14 protein-coding genes are annotated in these 15,992 nt (G+C 52.9%); 9 read left to right on the forward strand and 5 right to left on the reverse strand.

Going from position 1 to position 15,992, the window contains the following annotated elements:
- Positions 1 to 12 precede the first annotated feature (12 nt).
- Positions 13 to 2,610: a heavy metal translocating P-type ATPase gene (locus tag ACRQU7_RS12585; protein WP_444641219.1), complete on the reverse strand. Its 2,598-nt coding sequence runs from the start codon at positions 2,608 to 2,610 to the stop codon at positions 13 to 15.
- 313 nt (positions 2,611 to 2,923) lie between these two features.
- On the opposite strand from ACRQU7_RS12585, the gene ACRQU7_RS12590 reads away from it, so the two are divergent.
- The 7 genes from ACRQU7_RS12590 (at position 2,924) to ACRQU7_RS12620 (ending at position 9,381) form a co-directional block, all read left to right on the forward strand.
- Positions 2,924 to 3,370 (forward strand): potassium channel family protein, encoded by a 447-nt coding sequence (locus ACRQU7_RS12590; RefSeq protein WP_038324931.1) that lies wholly within the window; start codon positions 2,924 to 2,926, stop codon positions 3,368 to 3,370.
- On the forward strand, positions 3,367 to 3,807 hold the full coding sequence (locus ACRQU7_RS12595; protein ID WP_052010655.1) for a potassium channel family protein: 441 nt from the start codon (positions 3,367 to 3,369) through the stop codon (positions 3,805 to 3,807). Before ACRQU7_RS12590 ends, ACRQU7_RS12595 begins: the two co-directional genes overlap by 4 nt.
- A 283-nt stretch (positions 3,808 to 4,090) precedes the next feature.
- Positions 4,091 to 5,410 carry an HAD-IIB family hydrolase gene (locus tag ACRQU7_RS12600; protein WP_444641220.1) on the forward strand — a complete coding sequence of 440 codons (1,320 nt, stop codon included), beginning with the start codon at positions 4,091 to 4,093 and terminating at the stop codon, positions 5,408 to 5,410.
- A gap of 117 nt (positions 5,411 to 5,527) precedes the next feature.
- A complete protein-coding gene (locus tag ACRQU7_RS12605; RefSeq protein WP_444641221.1) occupies positions 5,528 to 6,451 on the forward strand; it encodes an AEC family transporter in 924 nt (307 codons plus the stop codon).
- Positions 6,452 to 6,906: 455 nt separating this feature from the next.
- Positions 6,907 to 7,794 carry a transporter substrate-binding domain-containing protein gene (locus ACRQU7_RS12610; protein ID WP_444641222.1) on the forward strand — a complete coding sequence of 296 codons (888 nt, stop codon included), beginning with the start codon at positions 6,907 to 6,909 and terminating at the stop codon, positions 7,792 to 7,794.
- A 37-nt stretch (positions 7,795 to 7,831) separates the two neighbouring features.
- On the forward strand, positions 7,832 to 8,644 hold the full coding sequence (locus ACRQU7_RS12615) for an amino acid ABC transporter permease (protein WP_444641223.1): 813 nt from the start codon (positions 7,832 to 7,834) through the stop codon (positions 8,642 to 8,644).
- Positions 8,632 to 9,381 carry an amino acid ABC transporter ATP-binding protein gene (locus tag ACRQU7_RS12620; RefSeq protein WP_141825595.1) on the forward strand — a complete coding sequence of 250 codons (750 nt, stop codon included), beginning with the start codon at positions 8,632 to 8,634 and terminating at the stop codon, positions 9,379 to 9,381. The genes ACRQU7_RS12615 and ACRQU7_RS12620 overlap by 13 nt, the downstream gene beginning before the upstream one ends.
- Positions 9,382 to 9,574: 193 nt before the next feature.
- Here the strand turns inward: ACRQU7_RS12620 and ACRQU7_RS12625 are convergent, their stop codons facing one another.
- From ACRQU7_RS12625 to ACRQU7_RS12640, 4 genes are all read right to left on the reverse strand, one after another.
- Positions 9,575 to 10,303, reverse strand: coding sequence for a hypothetical protein (locus tag ACRQU7_RS12625; protein ID WP_444641224.1), 729 nt, complete (start codon positions 10,301 to 10,303; stop codon positions 9,575 to 9,577).
- 150 nt (positions 10,304 to 10,453) lie between these two features.
- Positions 10,454 to 11,776: a lipopolysaccharide biosynthesis protein gene (locus ACRQU7_RS12630; RefSeq protein ID WP_444641225.1), complete on the reverse strand. Its 1,323-nt coding sequence runs from the start codon at positions 11,774 to 11,776 to the stop codon at positions 10,454 to 10,456.
- A gap of 88 nt (positions 11,777 to 11,864) precedes the next feature.
- The gene (locus tag ACRQU7_RS12635) at positions 11,865 to 12,440 is read right to left on the reverse strand and encodes an ECF transporter S component (RefSeq protein ID WP_038324939.1); all 576 of its coding nucleotides are present in this window, start codon (positions 12,438 to 12,440) and stop codon (positions 11,865 to 11,867) included.
- Positions 12,441 to 12,468: 28 nt separating this feature from the next.
- Positions 12,469 to 12,996, reverse strand: a complete 528-nt coding sequence (locus ACRQU7_RS12640) for a TIGR04002 family protein (protein ID WP_444641226.1) — start codon at positions 12,994 to 12,996, stop codon at positions 12,469 to 12,471.
- 118 nt (positions 12,997 to 13,114) lie between these two features.
- Here ACRQU7_RS12640 and pdxR point away from each other — a divergent pair, with 118 nt between their 5' ends.
- Both pdxR and pepT read left to right on the forward strand, forming a co-directional pair.
- Positions 13,115 to 14,491, forward strand: coding sequence for a MocR-like pyridoxine biosynthesis transcription factor PdxR (gene pdxR, locus ACRQU7_RS12645; RefSeq protein WP_444641227.1), 1,377 nt, complete (start codon positions 13,115 to 13,117; stop codon positions 14,489 to 14,491).
- A gap of 272 nt (positions 14,492 to 14,763) precedes the next feature.
- A complete protein-coding gene (gene pepT, locus ACRQU7_RS12650) occupies positions 14,764 to 15,981 on the forward strand; it encodes a peptidase T (protein ID WP_444641228.1) in 1,218 nt (405 codons plus the stop codon).
- Positions 15,982 to 15,992: the final 11 nt, after the last annotated feature.

Genomic DNA, 15,992 nt, shown 5'->3' on the forward strand with positions numbered 1-15,992 from the left:
CTCCGTGTAAAATTATTTGCCGAACAGGCCCTTCTTTTCCTCTACGGAAACCACCTCATAACCGGCTTCCTGCACGGCGTTCTTCAGCGCTTCGTCGGAAACCTCCGTTTTCAGTGAAACCGTGGCGTTGTTCTTTTTCAGGTCCACCTTTGCTTCCACGCCCCCAATGGCATTCAGCGCCTTTTCGACCCTGGCCTTGCAGTGTTCGCAGCTCATGCCGTTAATGGTAATGACTTTTTTCATTTCAGAAAGATCTCCTTCCGCTTCTATTTTGATTGGGTTTTCAATTTCGTTCTGTTTTTGCCCCGCAGATATTCTGCGCGGTTTAAACAGCTTTAGCCGCAGCGCGTTGGAAACAACGCACACGGAACTCAGGCTCATAGCCGCCGCACCGAACATCGGGTTCAGCTTCCAGCCCAGCAAGGAGAAAAACACGCCTGCCGCAAGCGGGATGCCGATGCTGTTGTAGAAGAACGCCCAGAACAGGTTTTCCTTGATGTTGCGGATGACGGCCTTGCTTAGCTGCACCGCAGTCACGGCGTCGAGCAAATCGCTTTTCATGAGTACAATGTCGGCCGATTCAATGGCGATATCCGTTCCCGCCCCGATGGCGATCCCGACGTCGGCTCTTGCGAGCGCGGGCGCGTCGTTGATGCCGTCGCCGACCATCGCGACCTTTTTACCGCCGTCCTGAATCCTGCGGACCTCGCTTTCCTTGTCCTGCGGCATGACTTCCGCCACTACGCGGTCAATGTGAAGCTGGCGGCGGATCGCTTCGGCTGTTCTTTTATTATCGCCCGTCAGCATGACTACGTCAATACCCATTGCTTTAAATTCTTCGATTGCCTGACGGCTGGTCGGCTTCACAACGTCTGCCACCGCGATGACGCCCAGCAGATTCTGCCCCTGCGCAAAATACAGCGGCGTTTTTCCGTCCTCCGCCAGCGCGTCGCAGGCGCTTTGCAGGGAGGAGATATCCACCTTTCTGTTTTCCATCATCGCACGGTTCCCGGCAAAATACTGTTTGCCGCCCAGCACCGCGGCAACGCCCTGGCCGGAAACGGAGTCAAACTGGTCGACCGCTTTGATCTCCAGCCCCAGTTCGGACGCCCTTTCCACAATGGCGTCCGCAAGCGGATGCTCCGAGGGTTTTTCCATGGAAGCCGCAATTGTGAGCAGCTCCCTCTCCGAAGCCAGACCGGTGGTCAGGATATCCGTCACCTTCGGCTTGCCTTCCGTGATGGTGCCGGTCTTATCCAGAACCACCGTATTCACGGTATGCGCCGTTTCCAAAGCCTCCGCGGATTTAATCAGGATGCCGTTGGAAGCGCCTTTTCCCGTGCCGACCATAATGGCGACGGGAGTCGCCAGACCCAGCGCGCACGGGCAGGAAATAACCAGTACCGCGATGCCGATGGAGAGGGCGAATTCAAACGATTGGCCGGCGATCATCCACGCGGCCGCCGACACAATGGCAATACAGATCACGACCGGAACAAAAATACCGCTGATCTTATCCGCAAGCTTTGCGATCGGCGCCTTGGAAGAGCTTGCCTCCTCCACCAGATCGATGATCTGCGCCAGCGTTGTGTCGTCGCCGACCTTCTGCGCCTCAAACTTGAAATATCCTGTTTTATTGATGGTTGCGGCAATGACCTTATCGCCGACATGCTTTTCCACAGGAATGCTCTCGCCGGTCAGCGCGGACTGGTCGATGGAGGAAGAGCCCTCCACGATGATTCCGTCTACCGGGATGCTCTGGCCCGGGCGAACCGGCAGGATATCGCCGACAACGACCTCTTCCACCGGAATTTCAACCTCGGCGCCGTCGCGGATCACCACCGCGGTTTTCGGCGCCAGATCCATCAGCTTGGTAATCGCTTCCGAGGTTTTGCCCTTTGACCTGGCCTCCAGGTATTTCCCGAGCGTAATCAGCGCCAGAATGGTTCCCGCCGATTCAAAATAAAGGTCCATCAGAAAATGGTCCGCCGTCTCCATTTCGCCGTGTCCCAGCGCGTAGCCGATTTTGAAAATAGCGAAGATTCCATAAACGATCGCCGCCGTGGAACCGATGGCAATCAGGGAGTCCATGTTGGGCGCGCGTTTTGCCAGCGTTTTGAATCCGACCTGAAAATATTTGCGGTTGACATAGGCGATCGGCAAAAGCAGCAGGAACTGCGCAAACGCGAACACCACACCGTTTTCCGGACCATGGAAGGCCGCTTTGATAAATTCCGGCACCGGCAGGCCGATCCATTCCTTCAGCATATGATGCATGGCAAGATACAACAGAGGAATCAAAAATGTAAAAGAAACGATCAAACGCGTTTTCATCGACTGCAGTTCTTTTTGGACCGGATTCTCCTGCGGCTGGCTTTTCGCGTTTGTATTCGCCTTACGGGAATATACGGAAGCGCCGTACCCCGCGTTTTCAACCGCCCGGATCACCTCATAGTCATTGGCAACCGTATCGTCGTAGTCCACCGTCATGCTGTTTGAAAGCAGATTGACGTTGACGGAGCTGACTCCGTTCAGCTTCCGGACGCTTTTTTCCACATTGGCCGAGCACGCCGAACAGGTCATGCCCGTTACATTAAATTTTTTATTCATGCTTCACCTCACTCCACCCCTGGGGGGTGTATTACTACTATAAACATATTTTTAGTTTTTGTCAATAGGTAAAAAATAATTCTGCTTCTCTTTAACAAAAACAATGGTAAATCCCGCAAGACAGTTTCCTCGCTTTTTCCTGCGAATATCGGGCAAGAATCCGCCCACCCGTGCTGCGTTATCTTGGAAGCGAACACCGCCGTTCGGCAATGGGGACCGAACCCTTTTACGGAATCTTAACGTTTTTCCGCCATTCTTAACGCCACGATAATATCCGTTGTGCTAAGATAAGCAGCAGAAAGAGGGAATCTTCATGCGATTGTTTGAAAGCAAAAAAGAAGGGACGATTCTCATCATCGGCTGCGGACGCCTGGGCAATTCCCTGGCGTGCGCTATGTCCAGTAAGGAATGGGACGTCACCGTAATTGACCTTGATGAGACTGCACTCAAAAGGCTGCCTTCCTCCTACAGCGGTTCCGTCCTTCTGGGGGATGGTACAGACAGCGATATCCTGGAATTTGCGGGAATACGAAAGGCCGATGCTTTGGTGGCGGCGACCGATGATGATGCCACTAATATTATGATCGCTCAGATTGCCGGCTGTCACTACCCTGTAAAAAATATTCTTGCGTACATCAATGACATATCAAAAGCGATTTCCTGTTCTGAAATGAATATTACCGTGCTCTGTCCCGCCGCTCTTTCTGTCTGCGAAGCGCAGCGAGTGTTACTTCGAGATAAGGAAGTGAAAGCCTTATGAATATATTATTGGTGGGTGAACAAACAAAAACCCGTTTTCTGACAGGAGCACTGAAAGAACACGGACATCACATTAAAGTGATCGGCAAAGACTTCTGCTGGTGTAAAAAACTTACGGATGAATACGAAGTGGAAACCGTCTGCGGTGATGGAACCGATCCCGCCATACTGAAAGCAGCAGAGGCGGATAAAATGGATTTGATTGCCGCGCTCAGCAGTAAGGATGCGTTTAACCTGCTTGTCTGTGAAATAGCGAAGAAATATTTTCACACCCTGAAAACATTTTCCGTCGTAAACGACCCGAAAAACCAGGTGCTTTTTAAGGAACTCGGCGTGGATACATGCGTAAGCATTACCCGGATTCTGGAGGAGCGGATTGAACAAGAGGAAACAGCGGATGAAACTGCGGCAATTCTATCCGGCTACGGAAAGGAATAAAACACCATACCATTCGGAACAGGAGGCCGTTATAAAACAGTCTTATCATTATACAAAAAATGCGCCTCGAACGGACTTAGCGAAAGTCGGTTTGGAGCGCATTCCTTTTTTAAGACTTACACCCGACTTCGGGAATTTTTATGGTTTATACAAAGATGATATTGGGTATTGCAGAAAAGTATAAACAATATATAAGGATTCATTTTTCAAAAGATGAACGTTGCAAATTTTCAGTGTTGTGGTAAACTAATAAAAACGAATATTGTTTTAGGAGTTCTTGCAAATGCCCAAAATCGGAATGCGAATCATCAAATCCTCTGTGGCGGTTTTCCTCTGCTTCGCGATCTATCTTGTCCGCGGAGACGGAATTCCGTTTTATTCCGCAATCGCCGCAATTCTGTGTATGCAGCCGTATGTCTCCAACAGCCGGAAGGTCGCCTTTAACCGCATCATCGGCACCTTTATCGGGGGGACCGCCGGCATGCTGGTCATGATGGCGGAAAAGAGCTTTATCCCGCCGGAGGTGCCGGTGCTGAAATATCTGCTGATTTCCGCCGTAATTATCCCGCTGATCTATCTTACCGTACTCGCGAAAAAGACCTCCGCTTCCTATATTACCTGCGTTGTCTTTATGAGCATTACCGTTTCTCACGGCCAGGATGCGAGTCCTTATTTTTTCGCGCTGAACAGAATTTTAGACACGCTGATCGGCATTTTTGTGTCGCTGGGCGTGAACGCCTTCCAGCTTCCCCGCAGAAAAAACGGCGATCTGCTGTTCGTAAGCGATCTGGACGGCACATTGACCAATTCCGGCGGGCAGATCGGCAATTTCACCCGTTTCAAGCTGAATCAGCTCCTGCAAAGGGGCGCTATGATCACGGTGGCGAGCAAACGCTCGTCCTCTTCCATGGAGCCGATCCTGAAAGGAATCTCTTTTTCGCTTCCGGTGATCGCCATGAACGGCGCAGCACTGTATGATATCAGGAAAAAAACCTATCTTTACAGCAAAAATATCCCTTACGCGACGGCGAAGGAAGTGCTGGGGGTATTTGACAGATACGGGCTGAACTGCTTTGTGCACACGATCATCAACGATATCCTTCATATTTATTACGGCGATTTTACCAACGCGGCGGAGGAACGCTTTTACCACGAACATAAGCTGCGGCCCTTAAAAAATTATATCTGCAACCCGCTGCCCGAAAACCGCGACGTGGTCTATATCATGGCGGTTGACCGGCTGGAAACCATCCGGAAGCTGCGCGAAGAAATTCTGAGCCTGAGCTGCGCCGGACAAATCAGCGCGGTCTATTACCCCGACCGGAACAACGAAGGGCACTATTTTCTGGAAATCTACAGCGTGGAAGCCTCCAAAGAAAACGCCGTACTGGAACTGAAAAGGCGCTACGGGATGGAAAAGGTCGCCGCTTTCGGCGACGACGAGAGCGACGCGGGCATGATCGCGGCGGCGGACTACGGCTATGCGGTCGCCAACGCGGCGGACAGCCTGAAGAAAGCGGCCCCGCAGATCATCGGCAGTCAGGACAGCGACGCGGTTGTCAGGACCATAGAAAAGCTCTTCCATGCCAGAAAGCTCCCTTAGCCCCTCTCAATATAATATCTCTGCGGAAAGGACGCTTGAATTGAATCATTTCTACACCATCAAATTATCCCCGGCCCGCGCAAAGACCCATCTGACAAAGATCGGGGCGGATTTCTGATGCTTATTTCCTTTTTGACCATTTTTGAGAAGGTCGTGATTCTGTTTATCATGATTTTCATCGGCTATCTCTGCGGGAAAACCGGGATGGTTACGAAGCGCGGCGCGCAGCAGATTACTTCTATTCTGCTGTATGTGGTAACGCCGTGCCTGATTATCGCCTCGCTGCAGAGCATCATCGGACAGATCGGGATCAAAGAGCTGATTTCCGCCGTGTTCTGGTCGGCTTTTGCCATGGGCCTGGCGATTCTCGCCAGCATGCTCTTCTTTCGGAAAAACCCCGATTACCAGAAAAAAATCCTGCGCTTCGCAGCCGCTTACTCCAACAGCGGATATATGGGAATCCCGCTTGTGGAAGCCGTCTTCGGCAGCGCAGGAGTCGCCTACGCTTCCATGTACAACGCCGTGTTCAGTTTTTTTATGTGGACGCACGGTTATACCAGCGTCAGCAGCAAACGCGCTCCGGGCTGGAAGAAGATCGCCACCAACCCGGGAATCATCGGGCTGGCGGTTGCCTTTCCGCTTTTTGCGTTCTCAATCAGACTGCCGGAAATTCTGGAATCGCCGATCGGCTCCCTGGCCTCGATGAACACGCCGCTCGCCATGATCGTGGTGGGAATCTACATTTCCGGAATCAACCTGAAGGAGCTGTTTACGGACCGCAGCCTTTACCTGCTTTCCGCTTTGAGGCTGGTCCTGCTCCCGGGTCTGACCCTTCTGCTGATGCTCCCGTTTGGAATTGACAAAACCGTGGCCTCCACCGTTTTACTGCTCTGCGCCGCTCCGTCGGCTACCGCCACCGCGATGTTTGCGGTCCAGTTCGGCGGGGACGCAAAGCTCGCTTCCAAGTCCGTGGCGCTGACGACCCTGTTTTCCGTGGCGACAATGCCTTTCTTCTGCGTTCTGGCAAAGCAGCTGTTCTGAAAATCCGCTTTATATAATGAAAAGAGCTGCCGCAAAATGAATTTATGACACAAATGGAATAAATCGGAATGCTAAGACGCGAAAAAACACGCCCCGAACAGGCTTTTGAAAGCCCCGGCAAAGCGTATTTTCCCGCGCTGTTTTATGACGATGCAGTTTCAGGAAAAAGGGTTGAACGGTCAGCATAAAAATATTTTTTCAGAGGATGTTGCTTTAACGCTCTAACAAGGTGCAAAATGCATAAAACAGCCCAATCTGATGCATGATTTTTCAAAAAACAGCCATTGACATTTCACTATAATCATATTATAATTTGCAATAATTCAGCAGGTTCAACAGATAAAGCGGCGTTTTTTTGCAGTCTTCATCCATTTTTCCTGCATATCGATCTGCTTTACTTAGGATTTCACCGGCGGTTTGCCGGTATTGCTTTTTTTAACGGAAGGGGTATTATTATGAAAAAGACAAAAAGGATTTTATCCGCCGTGCTCTGTGCGGCGATGGCGATCAGCCTGTTTTCTTTGGCGGGCTGTTCCAAAAGTGATGCACAGTCCCCCGCTCCCGCCGCATCCGGCGCGGAAAGCACCGCTGCAAAAAAGGTGCTCAAGGTCGGTATGGAGTGCGCGTTTGCCCCGTACAATTGGACTCAGGCGGATGATTCCAATGGTGCGGTCCCGATTTCCAACAGCAGCGGCGAGTATGCCAACGGCTACGACGTTATGATGGCCAGGAAGATTGCCGACGCAATCGGATACGACCTGCAAATCGTCAAGACCGAATGGGACGGTCTTGCCCCCGGTGTTTCCTCCGGTAAGCTGGACGCGGCGATCGCGGGCATGAGCATTACAAAGGAGCGTCTGCAGACCGTCGATTTCACGGATGTTTACTACAAAGCCTCCATTTACGCTCTGGTAAAGTCCGACAGCAAATACGCTTCCGCCAAGGGTGTGGCCGACCTGAAGGGTGCTTCCTGCACTTCCCAGCAGAACACCATCTGGTACGATATGCTCAAACAGATCCCGGACGCGAAAATCCAGCCGGCCATGAAGAATGTTCCCGCGCTGATCGTGGCCCTGACCTCCGGCAAAACCGAGGTTTTTGTGACAGACAAGCCGACGGCCATGGCCGCCTCCTCTACGAATAAAAATCTTGTCATGCTAGACTTTTCCGCCAGCGGAGACGATTTTAAGGCGTCTGACGAAGACGTCGACCTCGGTATTGCGGTTTCAAAATCCGCCACGGACTTAAAAGAAGCCATAAATAAAGCCCTTGCGGAAGTCAGCGAAGCCGACCGCGACAAAATCATGCAGGATGCGATTTCAAAACAGCCGATGGCTCAATAATGATTGACTGCGTTCAGGCAGGAAGTGAGTGTAATCTATGAATCTCCCCAACGAAGCCGATTTTTTCGGTTGGGTACTGTATCTGCTCGACAAATACGGAATGATTTTTCTGCGCGGGGCGGGCGTAACGCTGATGCTGGCGCTGGTCGGCACCCTGATCGGATGTTTGATCGGCCTTTTGGTCGGCGTATTAAGGACCCTGCCCTACAATAAAAAAGCCAATCCGATCATCAAAATTCTGTATAAGGTCCTGCAGTTTATTTTAGCCGTATACATAGAAGTTTTTCGCGGAACCCCGATGATCGTTCAGGCCATGGTGCTCTATTATGGCTCCAAGCAGATGTTCGGCGTGGATATGAGCGCGATGTTCGCCGGGTTTTTCATCGTATCCATCAACACCGGCGCATATATGGCGGAAACCGTGCGCGGCGGCATCGACTCCATCGACGTGGGTCAGACGGAGGCCGCAAAGGCGATCGGCATGACGCACTGGCAGACCATGGTAAGCGTCATTATGCCGCAGACCCTGCGCAACATCCTTCCGCAGATCGGCAACAATCTGATTATCAACATCAAGGATACCTCCGTATTGAACATCATTTCCGTCACGGAACTGTTCTTCTCCGGAAATTCCGCCGCCGGCGCCTACTTCCGGTATTTTGAAGTATTCTTTATCATTTGTGTGATCTACTTCATCATGACCTTTACCTGCTCCCGCCTGCTGCGCTGGATAGAGCGCAAAATCGACGGCTCCGGCTATTACTCTCTGGTAGAGATCGACATGATGGCCGACCCCTGCGGCCACAATCCTGTTAAGAAGCACGGAGGCAATCAAACATGGAAGAAGTAAACGCCCCGATCCTGCGGGTAAACCATCTGAGCAAAAGCTTCGGAGACCATCAGGTGCTGAAGGACATCGACTTTGAAACCTATCACGGGAACGTCATCTGCATTATCGGCGCTTCCGGTTCCGGCAAATCCACGCTCCTGCGCTGCATCAACCTGCTGGAAACGCCGACCTCCGGCCAGATTTTCTTTCACGGCAGAGACATCACCTCCAAGGGGAGCAACGTGAACGTGTACCGTTCCAAGGTGGGAATGGTGTTCCAGTCCTTTAATCTGTTCAACAACATGACCGTGCTCCAGAACTGCATGGCCGGTACAACGAAAGTACTCAAGAAAGATAAGAAAACCGCGGAAGAAACCGCGATGAAATACCTGACGAAGGTCGGTATGGGCGAATACATCAACGCAAAGCCCCACCAGCTTTCCGGCGGACAGCAGCAGCGTGTCGCCATTGCGCGCGCGCTGGCTATGGAGCCCGAAATGCTGCTGTTTGACGAACCGACCAGCGCGCTGGACCCCCAGATGGTCGGCGAAGTGCTGCAGGTTATGCGCGATCTTGCGCAGGAAGGCATGACCATGGTGATCGTGACCCATGAAATGGCCTTTGCCCGCGATGTTTCCTCCCGTGTGGTCTTTATGGCGGACGGTGTGGTAGCGGAAGAAAACACGCCTGAGGAGCTCTTTTCCAATCCTCAGCAGGAGAGCACTAAGGAGTTTCTGTCCCGTTTCCGCAATCAATAACACTCAGGCTGCAAACTGCAACAAATCGTGTCTTTGTCCCCCGTTCTGAGGGTGTTGCCGAATAGTCCTTCTTTAAAAAAAAGCGCTTTGAGCTGTCCTTTTCAGGGCCGTATCAAAGCGCTTTTTGTTTTCAGAGGTTCTTTGAGGCGGCTGAGAATATTTGCTTCCGGCAGGCAGTTTTATGCCCCCTCCCTCAGGACTGGCTTGAACTGCTCAACTCTTCCGGTTTTTCGCGCGTACCCCCGCCCAGAATCTGTACGGAAACCAGCTGATCGCTTCCCGTTTCGCTGGTGACCTTTAACACGCTGCCAACGGTGATGTCGCTGAGGGAAGCAGACTCTCCGCTTTCATTACCATTTGTATTCTTTACTCCTTTTGTACTGTATGTATCACTTGTATCCCCTGCGGAAGAAGCAGTGGAACCCGTCCCCTGTTCCGTCTTTCCGTCCGGAGTCTGCCGGTTTCCCCGCATGCTTTGTCTGGTAAGGATGCTTTCGTCGGAGATGGTAATGGTTTTTGTTTCGCCGGTGAGCGTCAGCATTTCAAATCCGCCTTCGCCGCCGGAACCCTGCTGCCTTTGATTTTTCCCTTCGGAATTGTCGCCGCCAGACGCAGTATTGTCTTTCGACGGAGGGTCGCCCTTTTGTTCATTGCCGGAAGCGCCGCCCTGGTCTTTCCCGCTTTCCTGACGCCCGCCGCCCTCTCCGCGGTTCAAGGTTCCCAGAGCAAGAGTGATTTTGCTGCCGTCAACCGCCGTCACCTTGCCGTACACGGTCGTCTGATCGTCCGCGCCCTGCTGGGAAGCCGACTGTGCCGCCGTTGCGGACGCGGCCGTTGTCTGTGAGGAACATGCCGCAAGTCCGACAGTACAAACGGCGGCCAGCAGCACCGCTTCCACCCGTTTTACCATACGATCCTTCATGATTTGCATCTCCATTCTAAAAAATTGGAAATATCTTCCTGACGTATGGTTATTATATTGGCGCAATGTGACGGTTGTATGTTCTTTATTTTAAAGCTGAATGAAAAAAGCCCGCGGGCCGAGGCCCACAGGCTTTTTTCTATTATCACATTATCGTTTGATAATTTTCTGTACGATGGAAATTTCCTCTTTGCTCGGAATCAGGAGCCTGTAGAAAGGCGTTTTAGTAAACTTGCAGAAAATCACGATGGAACTCAGGCCCTGCAGAGTCAGAGTGATGGAGGTGGCGAGCGCCACGCCGTTAATTTGCATTCTGGGAATCAGGAGCAGGCTGAACACAAGGTTGGCCACGATGGCGAGCGCGGTGGGAATAATGTTCAGCTCCGGACGCCCGTAAGCGGAAATGGAATTGTTGAGCACTTTGGCGTAGGAAATGAAGACCGAACCGATAATCAAGTAACACAAAGGCTCGACGGCCCCACGGTACATGGGAAAGATCACCGGGACCAGCACGTTCGCCACCGCCACGAGCAGGAGCGCGGAAACCATGGTAATATAGGTGACGATTTTGCAGGAAATCAGCGTCAGGCGGAGCTTGTCGCTCTGTTCCTTCATGGAAGCGAGGCGGCTCATGATGACCTGGCTCACGGCGTCGGGAAGAATCCAGACCTGCTGCATCATGGTGTAGGCAACGTTGTAAACGGCAAAATTGCTCTGGCCGTAGCTCCCTTGCACGATATAGCTGCCGAAATTCTGGTTGATATAGGTCATGACGTTACTCACATGGGCTTTCAGACTGTACCGCACAAGGCTGCCCGTGTGCACGGGGAAATCGTCCTCGGGCGCGGGAACGGGCATGGGGCCGCTCCATCGGCGGATGCTGTACAGGGACAGCAAAATCATCAGCAGAGAAATCAAAATGGTCGCCCAAACCCACACGGCGGCGGAAGGATGCAGAAAAATAGCCATGGCAAGGGCAAACACGAGAATTCGCTGAATCAGCACAACCATATTATAGGAACGGAATTTGTTTTCGCCGCGCAGAATCGCAATGCAGTTGTTCAGGACCATGGAGCTTACGCCGTAAATGACGATGGCAACAAGGTAGGAAACGGGCGTCCCGGCAAAGAAGGAGCTATCCCGCAACAGGAACATACAAAGAGCCCCCACCACCACGATGGCGGCGGAAATCCAGAGTGTAAGCCGACGGACGGCTCGTTTGGTGTTTTGAATCTTATAGCGGGACACAAAATAAATAATGGCGGCGTTCACGCTCAGGCCGAGCAGGGAGGAAAAGCCCCCGCCCCAAAGCTGCACGGTATTGTAAAGGCCCTTGACCGCCGGCTGAACCCGGTTGAGCACCAGCAGGCTGGCAATCAGCCCCAAAAGCGAGCCGAAGACATTGGTGCCGAAGGTATCGAGAGAGTCGCGCACGATGGAACTTCTGATTTTACGGTCTTTTTTTTCTTTCATCTATCCTATACTCCAATATCTGCCGCTGTACTTTTTAACAAGGAGTATATTATAGCATGATCGCAAAAAATTAACAATATTGCGGTGGTTATTCCTGAAGTTTTCCTCCGACATGGTTTCTGTCGAGCGCCTTCCGAATGGTGAGGAACAGCGGTACGGCCACCACGTCCGCAATCACCGCGTTCGTGAGGGTTGCGGCGGCTTTGGTCGCGATTTTAATATTGACGACCTGCACCGCGGAGCCGATGAGCAGCTCCTTCACATAGGAATAGCCGAGGTACAGGGCGCAGTAGCTCAAGGAACCCGCGACCGCCGCAAGAATCAGGCGGGAAAGCTTTTTCGCGGACTTGTTCCCGCCCCAGGCAATGGTGCCGCAGACAAACGCCATCATAAACTTAAAAACCAGCGTAAAAGGCGCGCTGGAGGCCCAGCCGCCGATCAGGTCAAAGATAAACGAACCGATTCCCGCCGCCGCGCCGCCGTAAACCGGCCCCAAAAGCAGGCCGGACAGGATGCAGAACACGTTGCCGAGGCCGATCATGGTTTTGTCGCCAAGCACGGGAATCGGAACGTTCAAGTATGTTCCCACCAGCACAAGCGCGCCCATCAGGCCGGTCAGCGCGACATTGACCGTCGTCTTTTGCTGATTTGTATTGAATTTCATGATGATACCCCCAAACTATAAATGATTCTTAATTAAGGACGCCGATACGGTTTTTGATATTCAGCCGGTCCAGCGCGTTGCCCAGCAGGAAATAAGCCGCCGCGCTGGCGCTTGCCTGCACCAGATTGGCCGGGATCTCTGCCAGCGGAGAAACAAAGCTGTGCAGGAAAACGACCTCCGTCAGATAGTATCCGGCGATGCAGATCACCCCGGCAGCGACGGCCGCCGCGGCATTGCGCTTATGAAGGATCGTTTTGCCCGCCGCGGAAAAACAGAGGACCATGGCCGATTTAATCAGGAAGGTCGGCAGCGCGTACGCTACGCTCCCCGTCAGCGCGTCGGACATCGCTTCGCCGATTCCCCCGGCGGCAATGGCAAACGGCGCGGGCAGAACGCTGGCCGCAAGATAGAGGATGGAATCCCCCAGATGGATATATCCGCCCGTCGCGGGCGTAGGGATATGAAGGACATAGGCCGTAACCACAAAGATCATCGCGGCAAAAAGCGCCGTCATGACATAGGTTCCCGTCGCAGAAGACCGGTTCGTTTTCATCATCTAAACACTCCAATGATTGATTTGCTTTAAAGCTGTGCTATAATAATAGCGTATAACTGTTCGTGTTGAAATATACAGTTAATAAAAAAATGATCAGTACAGTTTTTGGAGGAAGCTCATGACCTACGATTATCTGATTTTGGACGCCGATTCGGGCACCCCGCTTTATCAGCAGCTTTATCTCACTATGAAAGCCGCCATTGAGGCCGGACATCTCGCGAAGGGAGAACGTCTTCCTTCCATCCGCAAGCTGGCGGAGGATTTAAAACTGAGCTGCACGACCGTGGAAAACGCGTATCAGCAGCTTTGCGTGGAAGGCTATATCCAGCCCCGGCCGCAGCGCGGCTATTTTGTCCTGACCGTGGCGCACGACGACGGGCGCCAGAAGCCCCGCCGCATCGGAACCCCTCTGCCGAGCGCCCCTCCCATCCGCTACAATTTCGGCAGCGACTGTGTGGACAGCGACAATATCGACATCAAGGCCTGGCGGCGCCATATCCGCGACGTGCTGAACCGTCAGGAGGTCATCGCCGGATACGGCGAGCATCAGGGGGAACGCGCTCTTCGCGAGGCGCTTTCTGCCTACAGCTACAGCGTCCGGGGGGTGGTCGCTTCCCCGGAGCAGATCGTCATCGGCGCGGGCACGCAGCCGCTGTTAACCATATTATGCGGATTATTAAACAGGGATGATACGCGCGTTGCCATGGAGGAGCCGGGATTTCTGCAGGCCGAGCAGATTTTCTCCGACTGCGGACTGTCCGTCCTGCAGCTGCCGGCGGACGAAAACGGCATCCGGATGGACGCGCTGGAAAAAAGCGGCGCAAAGCTGCTGTTTGTCAGTCCTTCCAACCGGGTCCGCACGGGAACAAGCCTGCCCATGGGCAGGCGGTCCGAGCTGCTGAACTGGGCGCGGGAAACTGACGCGATCATCATTGAGGACGACTACAACGGCGAACTGCGCTACAACGCGCGTCCGATTCCGGCCATGCAGAGCATGGCGGGCGGAGAAAGCATCGTTTACATCGGCTCCTTCTCCAAGCTTCTGCTTCCTTCGGTGCGTATCGGCTATATGGTGCTGCCGGAAAACCTTTTGGAACGCTACCGCGAGCGGGCCAGCCGCTACAACCAGACCGCCTCCAAAATCGAACAGCTGGCTCTGAGCGGGTACGTGAAAAGCGGACAGCTGGAGCGCCACCTGCGCCGGCTGAGAAAGCTGTACGCCGCCAAGAGCACCGCGCTGATCAAAGCCCTGAAAAGCGCTTTCGGCGACAGCGTCGATATTTTGCTGGAGGAGACGTTTCTGTATCTGATTCTGGACGTAAAAACCGGGCTGATGTCACAGGAGCTCTGTGCCCTTGCGGCGGAGAAGGGCGTTCGGACCATGCCGCCGCAGGAGGGGACCTCCAGAATCAGGCTCGGCTTTGCCGGGGTTCCCCTCGGGGAAATCGGCGCGGCGGTAGACTGCCTGAAAAGCGCGTGGTCCGTCGGTAACTGATTGTTTTTTCCGGGTTATCGTAGTAAAATAGGGTACATTAACAAATAATGGAATTAGAGCGTGTATGCAAACTCCAAAATCTAGTCTATTTCTACTGAGAAGGGTTCCTTAGTCGTCAAAAATGCTCCGAATACGGAAAGGATTCGGGTGCTTTTTTCCTTGAAGTCCCTCCTTCTCAGCGAAATATCCGTCGTTTTTCCGATTTACATACACGCTCTAGTCCGCATCCCGCCGATGCGGCGGATTTCCATCGGATAAAGGAGAAGCATAACATGCGAGCATATGAAAGATTTCTGAAATACGTCGGCTTTGACACCACCTCTGACGAAAACGCCCCGGAAAACGTCTGCCCCAGCACCGAAAAGCAGAAGGCGCTGGCAAAGTTTCTGGTGGAGGAAATGAAGGGTCTGGGCCTTTCCGACGCCCACATGGACAAAAACGGCTACGTCTATGGCACGCTTCCCGCACACTGTGAGGAAAAGCTGCCGGTGATCGGGCTGATTTCCCACATGGACACCAGCCCGTCCGCGAGCGGCGCCGGGATCAAGCCGAAAATCGTGGAAAATTACGACGGCGGGGACATCGTCCTCAATCAGGAAAAACAGATCGTAATGAGTCCCGCAAAATTTGAAAGCCTGCGCGATTACAAGGGCAAGGATTTAATCGTCACCGACGGCACCACCCTGCTGGGCGCCGACGACAAAGCCGGTGTGGCGGAAATCATGACCCTTCTGGAAAAATTGGGCGGCGGCGTGGTAAAGCACGGAAAAATCGCGGTCGGCTTCACTCCGGACGAGGAAATCGGACGCGGGGCCGACAGGTTCGACGTCGAACATTTCGGAGCGGATTACGCCTATACGGTGGACGGCGGAAAGCTGGGGGAAATCGAGTACGAAAATTTCAACGCGGCGGCTGCGACGGTCACGGTAAACGGGGTGAACATTCATCCGGGAGACGCGAAAAACAAAATGAAGAACGCGCTTTTGATGGGCATTGAATTCAACTCCATGCTTCCCCCGAACGAAATTCCCGCCTGTACCGAGGGCTACGAGGGTTTCCATCACCTGAGCCACATGGAGGGCGACGAGGAAAAAACCGTTCTGCGCTATATTATCCGCGACCACGACATGAACCAGTTTACGGAGAAAAAAGCCCGTTTTGAAAAAGCCGCCCGCTATCTCAACGAAAAATACGGGGACAATACCATTGAGCTCACCCTTCAGGATTCCTATTATAATATGAAGGAAAAAATAGAGCCGCATATGTTTATCATTGAAAAGGCAAAAAAGGCCATGAAGGACGCGGGCGTGGAGCCGGAGATCGTGGCTATCCGCGGCGGTACGGACGGCGCAAGGCTTTCGTATATGGGTCTTCCCTGTCCCAACCTTTCCACCGGCGGCCACAATTTTCACGGCCGGTTCGAATATATCCCGGTCCAGTCCATGGACAGCATGGCGGACGTACTCCTGAATATTGTAAAGGCGGAATGAATTTTGTATCG

It is taken from the genome of Caproiciproducens puteiluti (assembly GCF_052442865.1).
Classification (GTDB): Bacteria; Bacillota; Clostridia; order Oscillospirales; family Acutalibacteraceae; genus Caproiciproducens.

Coding starts and splice junctions, on each gene's coding strand:
- ACRQU7_RS12585 (WP_444641219.1), bottom strand. CDS start 2,610: ATGAATAAAAAATTTAATGTAACGGGCATGACCTGTTCGGCGTGCTCG.
- ACRQU7_RS12590 (WP_038324931.1), top strand. CDS start 2,924: ATGCGATTGTTTGAAAGCAAAAAAGAAGGGACGATTCTCATCATCGGC.
- ACRQU7_RS12595 (WP_052010655.1), top strand. CDS start 3,367: ATGAATATATTATTGGTGGGTGAACAAACAAAAACCCGTTTTCTGACA.
- ACRQU7_RS12600 (WP_444641220.1), top strand. CDS start 4,091: ATGCCCAAAATCGGAATGCGAATCATCAAATCCTCTGTGGCGGTTTTC.
- ACRQU7_RS12605 (WP_444641221.1), top strand. CDS start 5,528: ATGCTTATTTCCTTTTTGACCATTTTTGAGAAGGTCGTGATTCTGTTT.
- ACRQU7_RS12610 (WP_444641222.1), top strand. CDS start 6,907: ATGAAAAAGACAAAAAGGATTTTATCCGCCGTGCTCTGTGCGGCGATG.
- ACRQU7_RS12615 (WP_444641223.1), top strand. CDS start 7,832: ATGAATCTCCCCAACGAAGCCGATTTTTTCGGTTGGGTACTGTATCTG.
- ACRQU7_RS12620 (WP_141825595.1), top strand. CDS start 8,632: ATGGAAGAAGTAAACGCCCCGATCCTGCGGGTAAACCATCTGAGCAAA.
- ACRQU7_RS12625 (WP_444641224.1), bottom strand. CDS start 10,303: ATGAAGGATCGTATGGTAAAACGGGTGGAAGCGGTGCTGCTGGCCGCC.
- ACRQU7_RS12630 (WP_444641225.1), bottom strand. CDS start 11,776: ATGAAAGAAAAAAAAGACCGTAAAATCAGAAGTTCCATCGTGCGCGAC.
- ACRQU7_RS12635 (WP_038324939.1), bottom strand. CDS start 12,440: ATGAAATTCAATACAAATCAGCAAAAGACGACGGTCAATGTCGCGCTG.
- ACRQU7_RS12640 (WP_444641226.1), bottom strand. CDS start 12,996: ATGATGAAAACGAACCGGTCTTCTGCGACGGGAACCTATGTCATGACG.
- pdxR (WP_444641227.1), top strand. CDS start 13,115: ATGACCTACGATTATCTGATTTTGGACGCCGATTCGGGCACCCCGCTT.
- pepT (WP_444641228.1), top strand. CDS start 14,764: ATGCGAGCATATGAAAGATTTCTGAAATACGTCGGCTTTGACACCACC.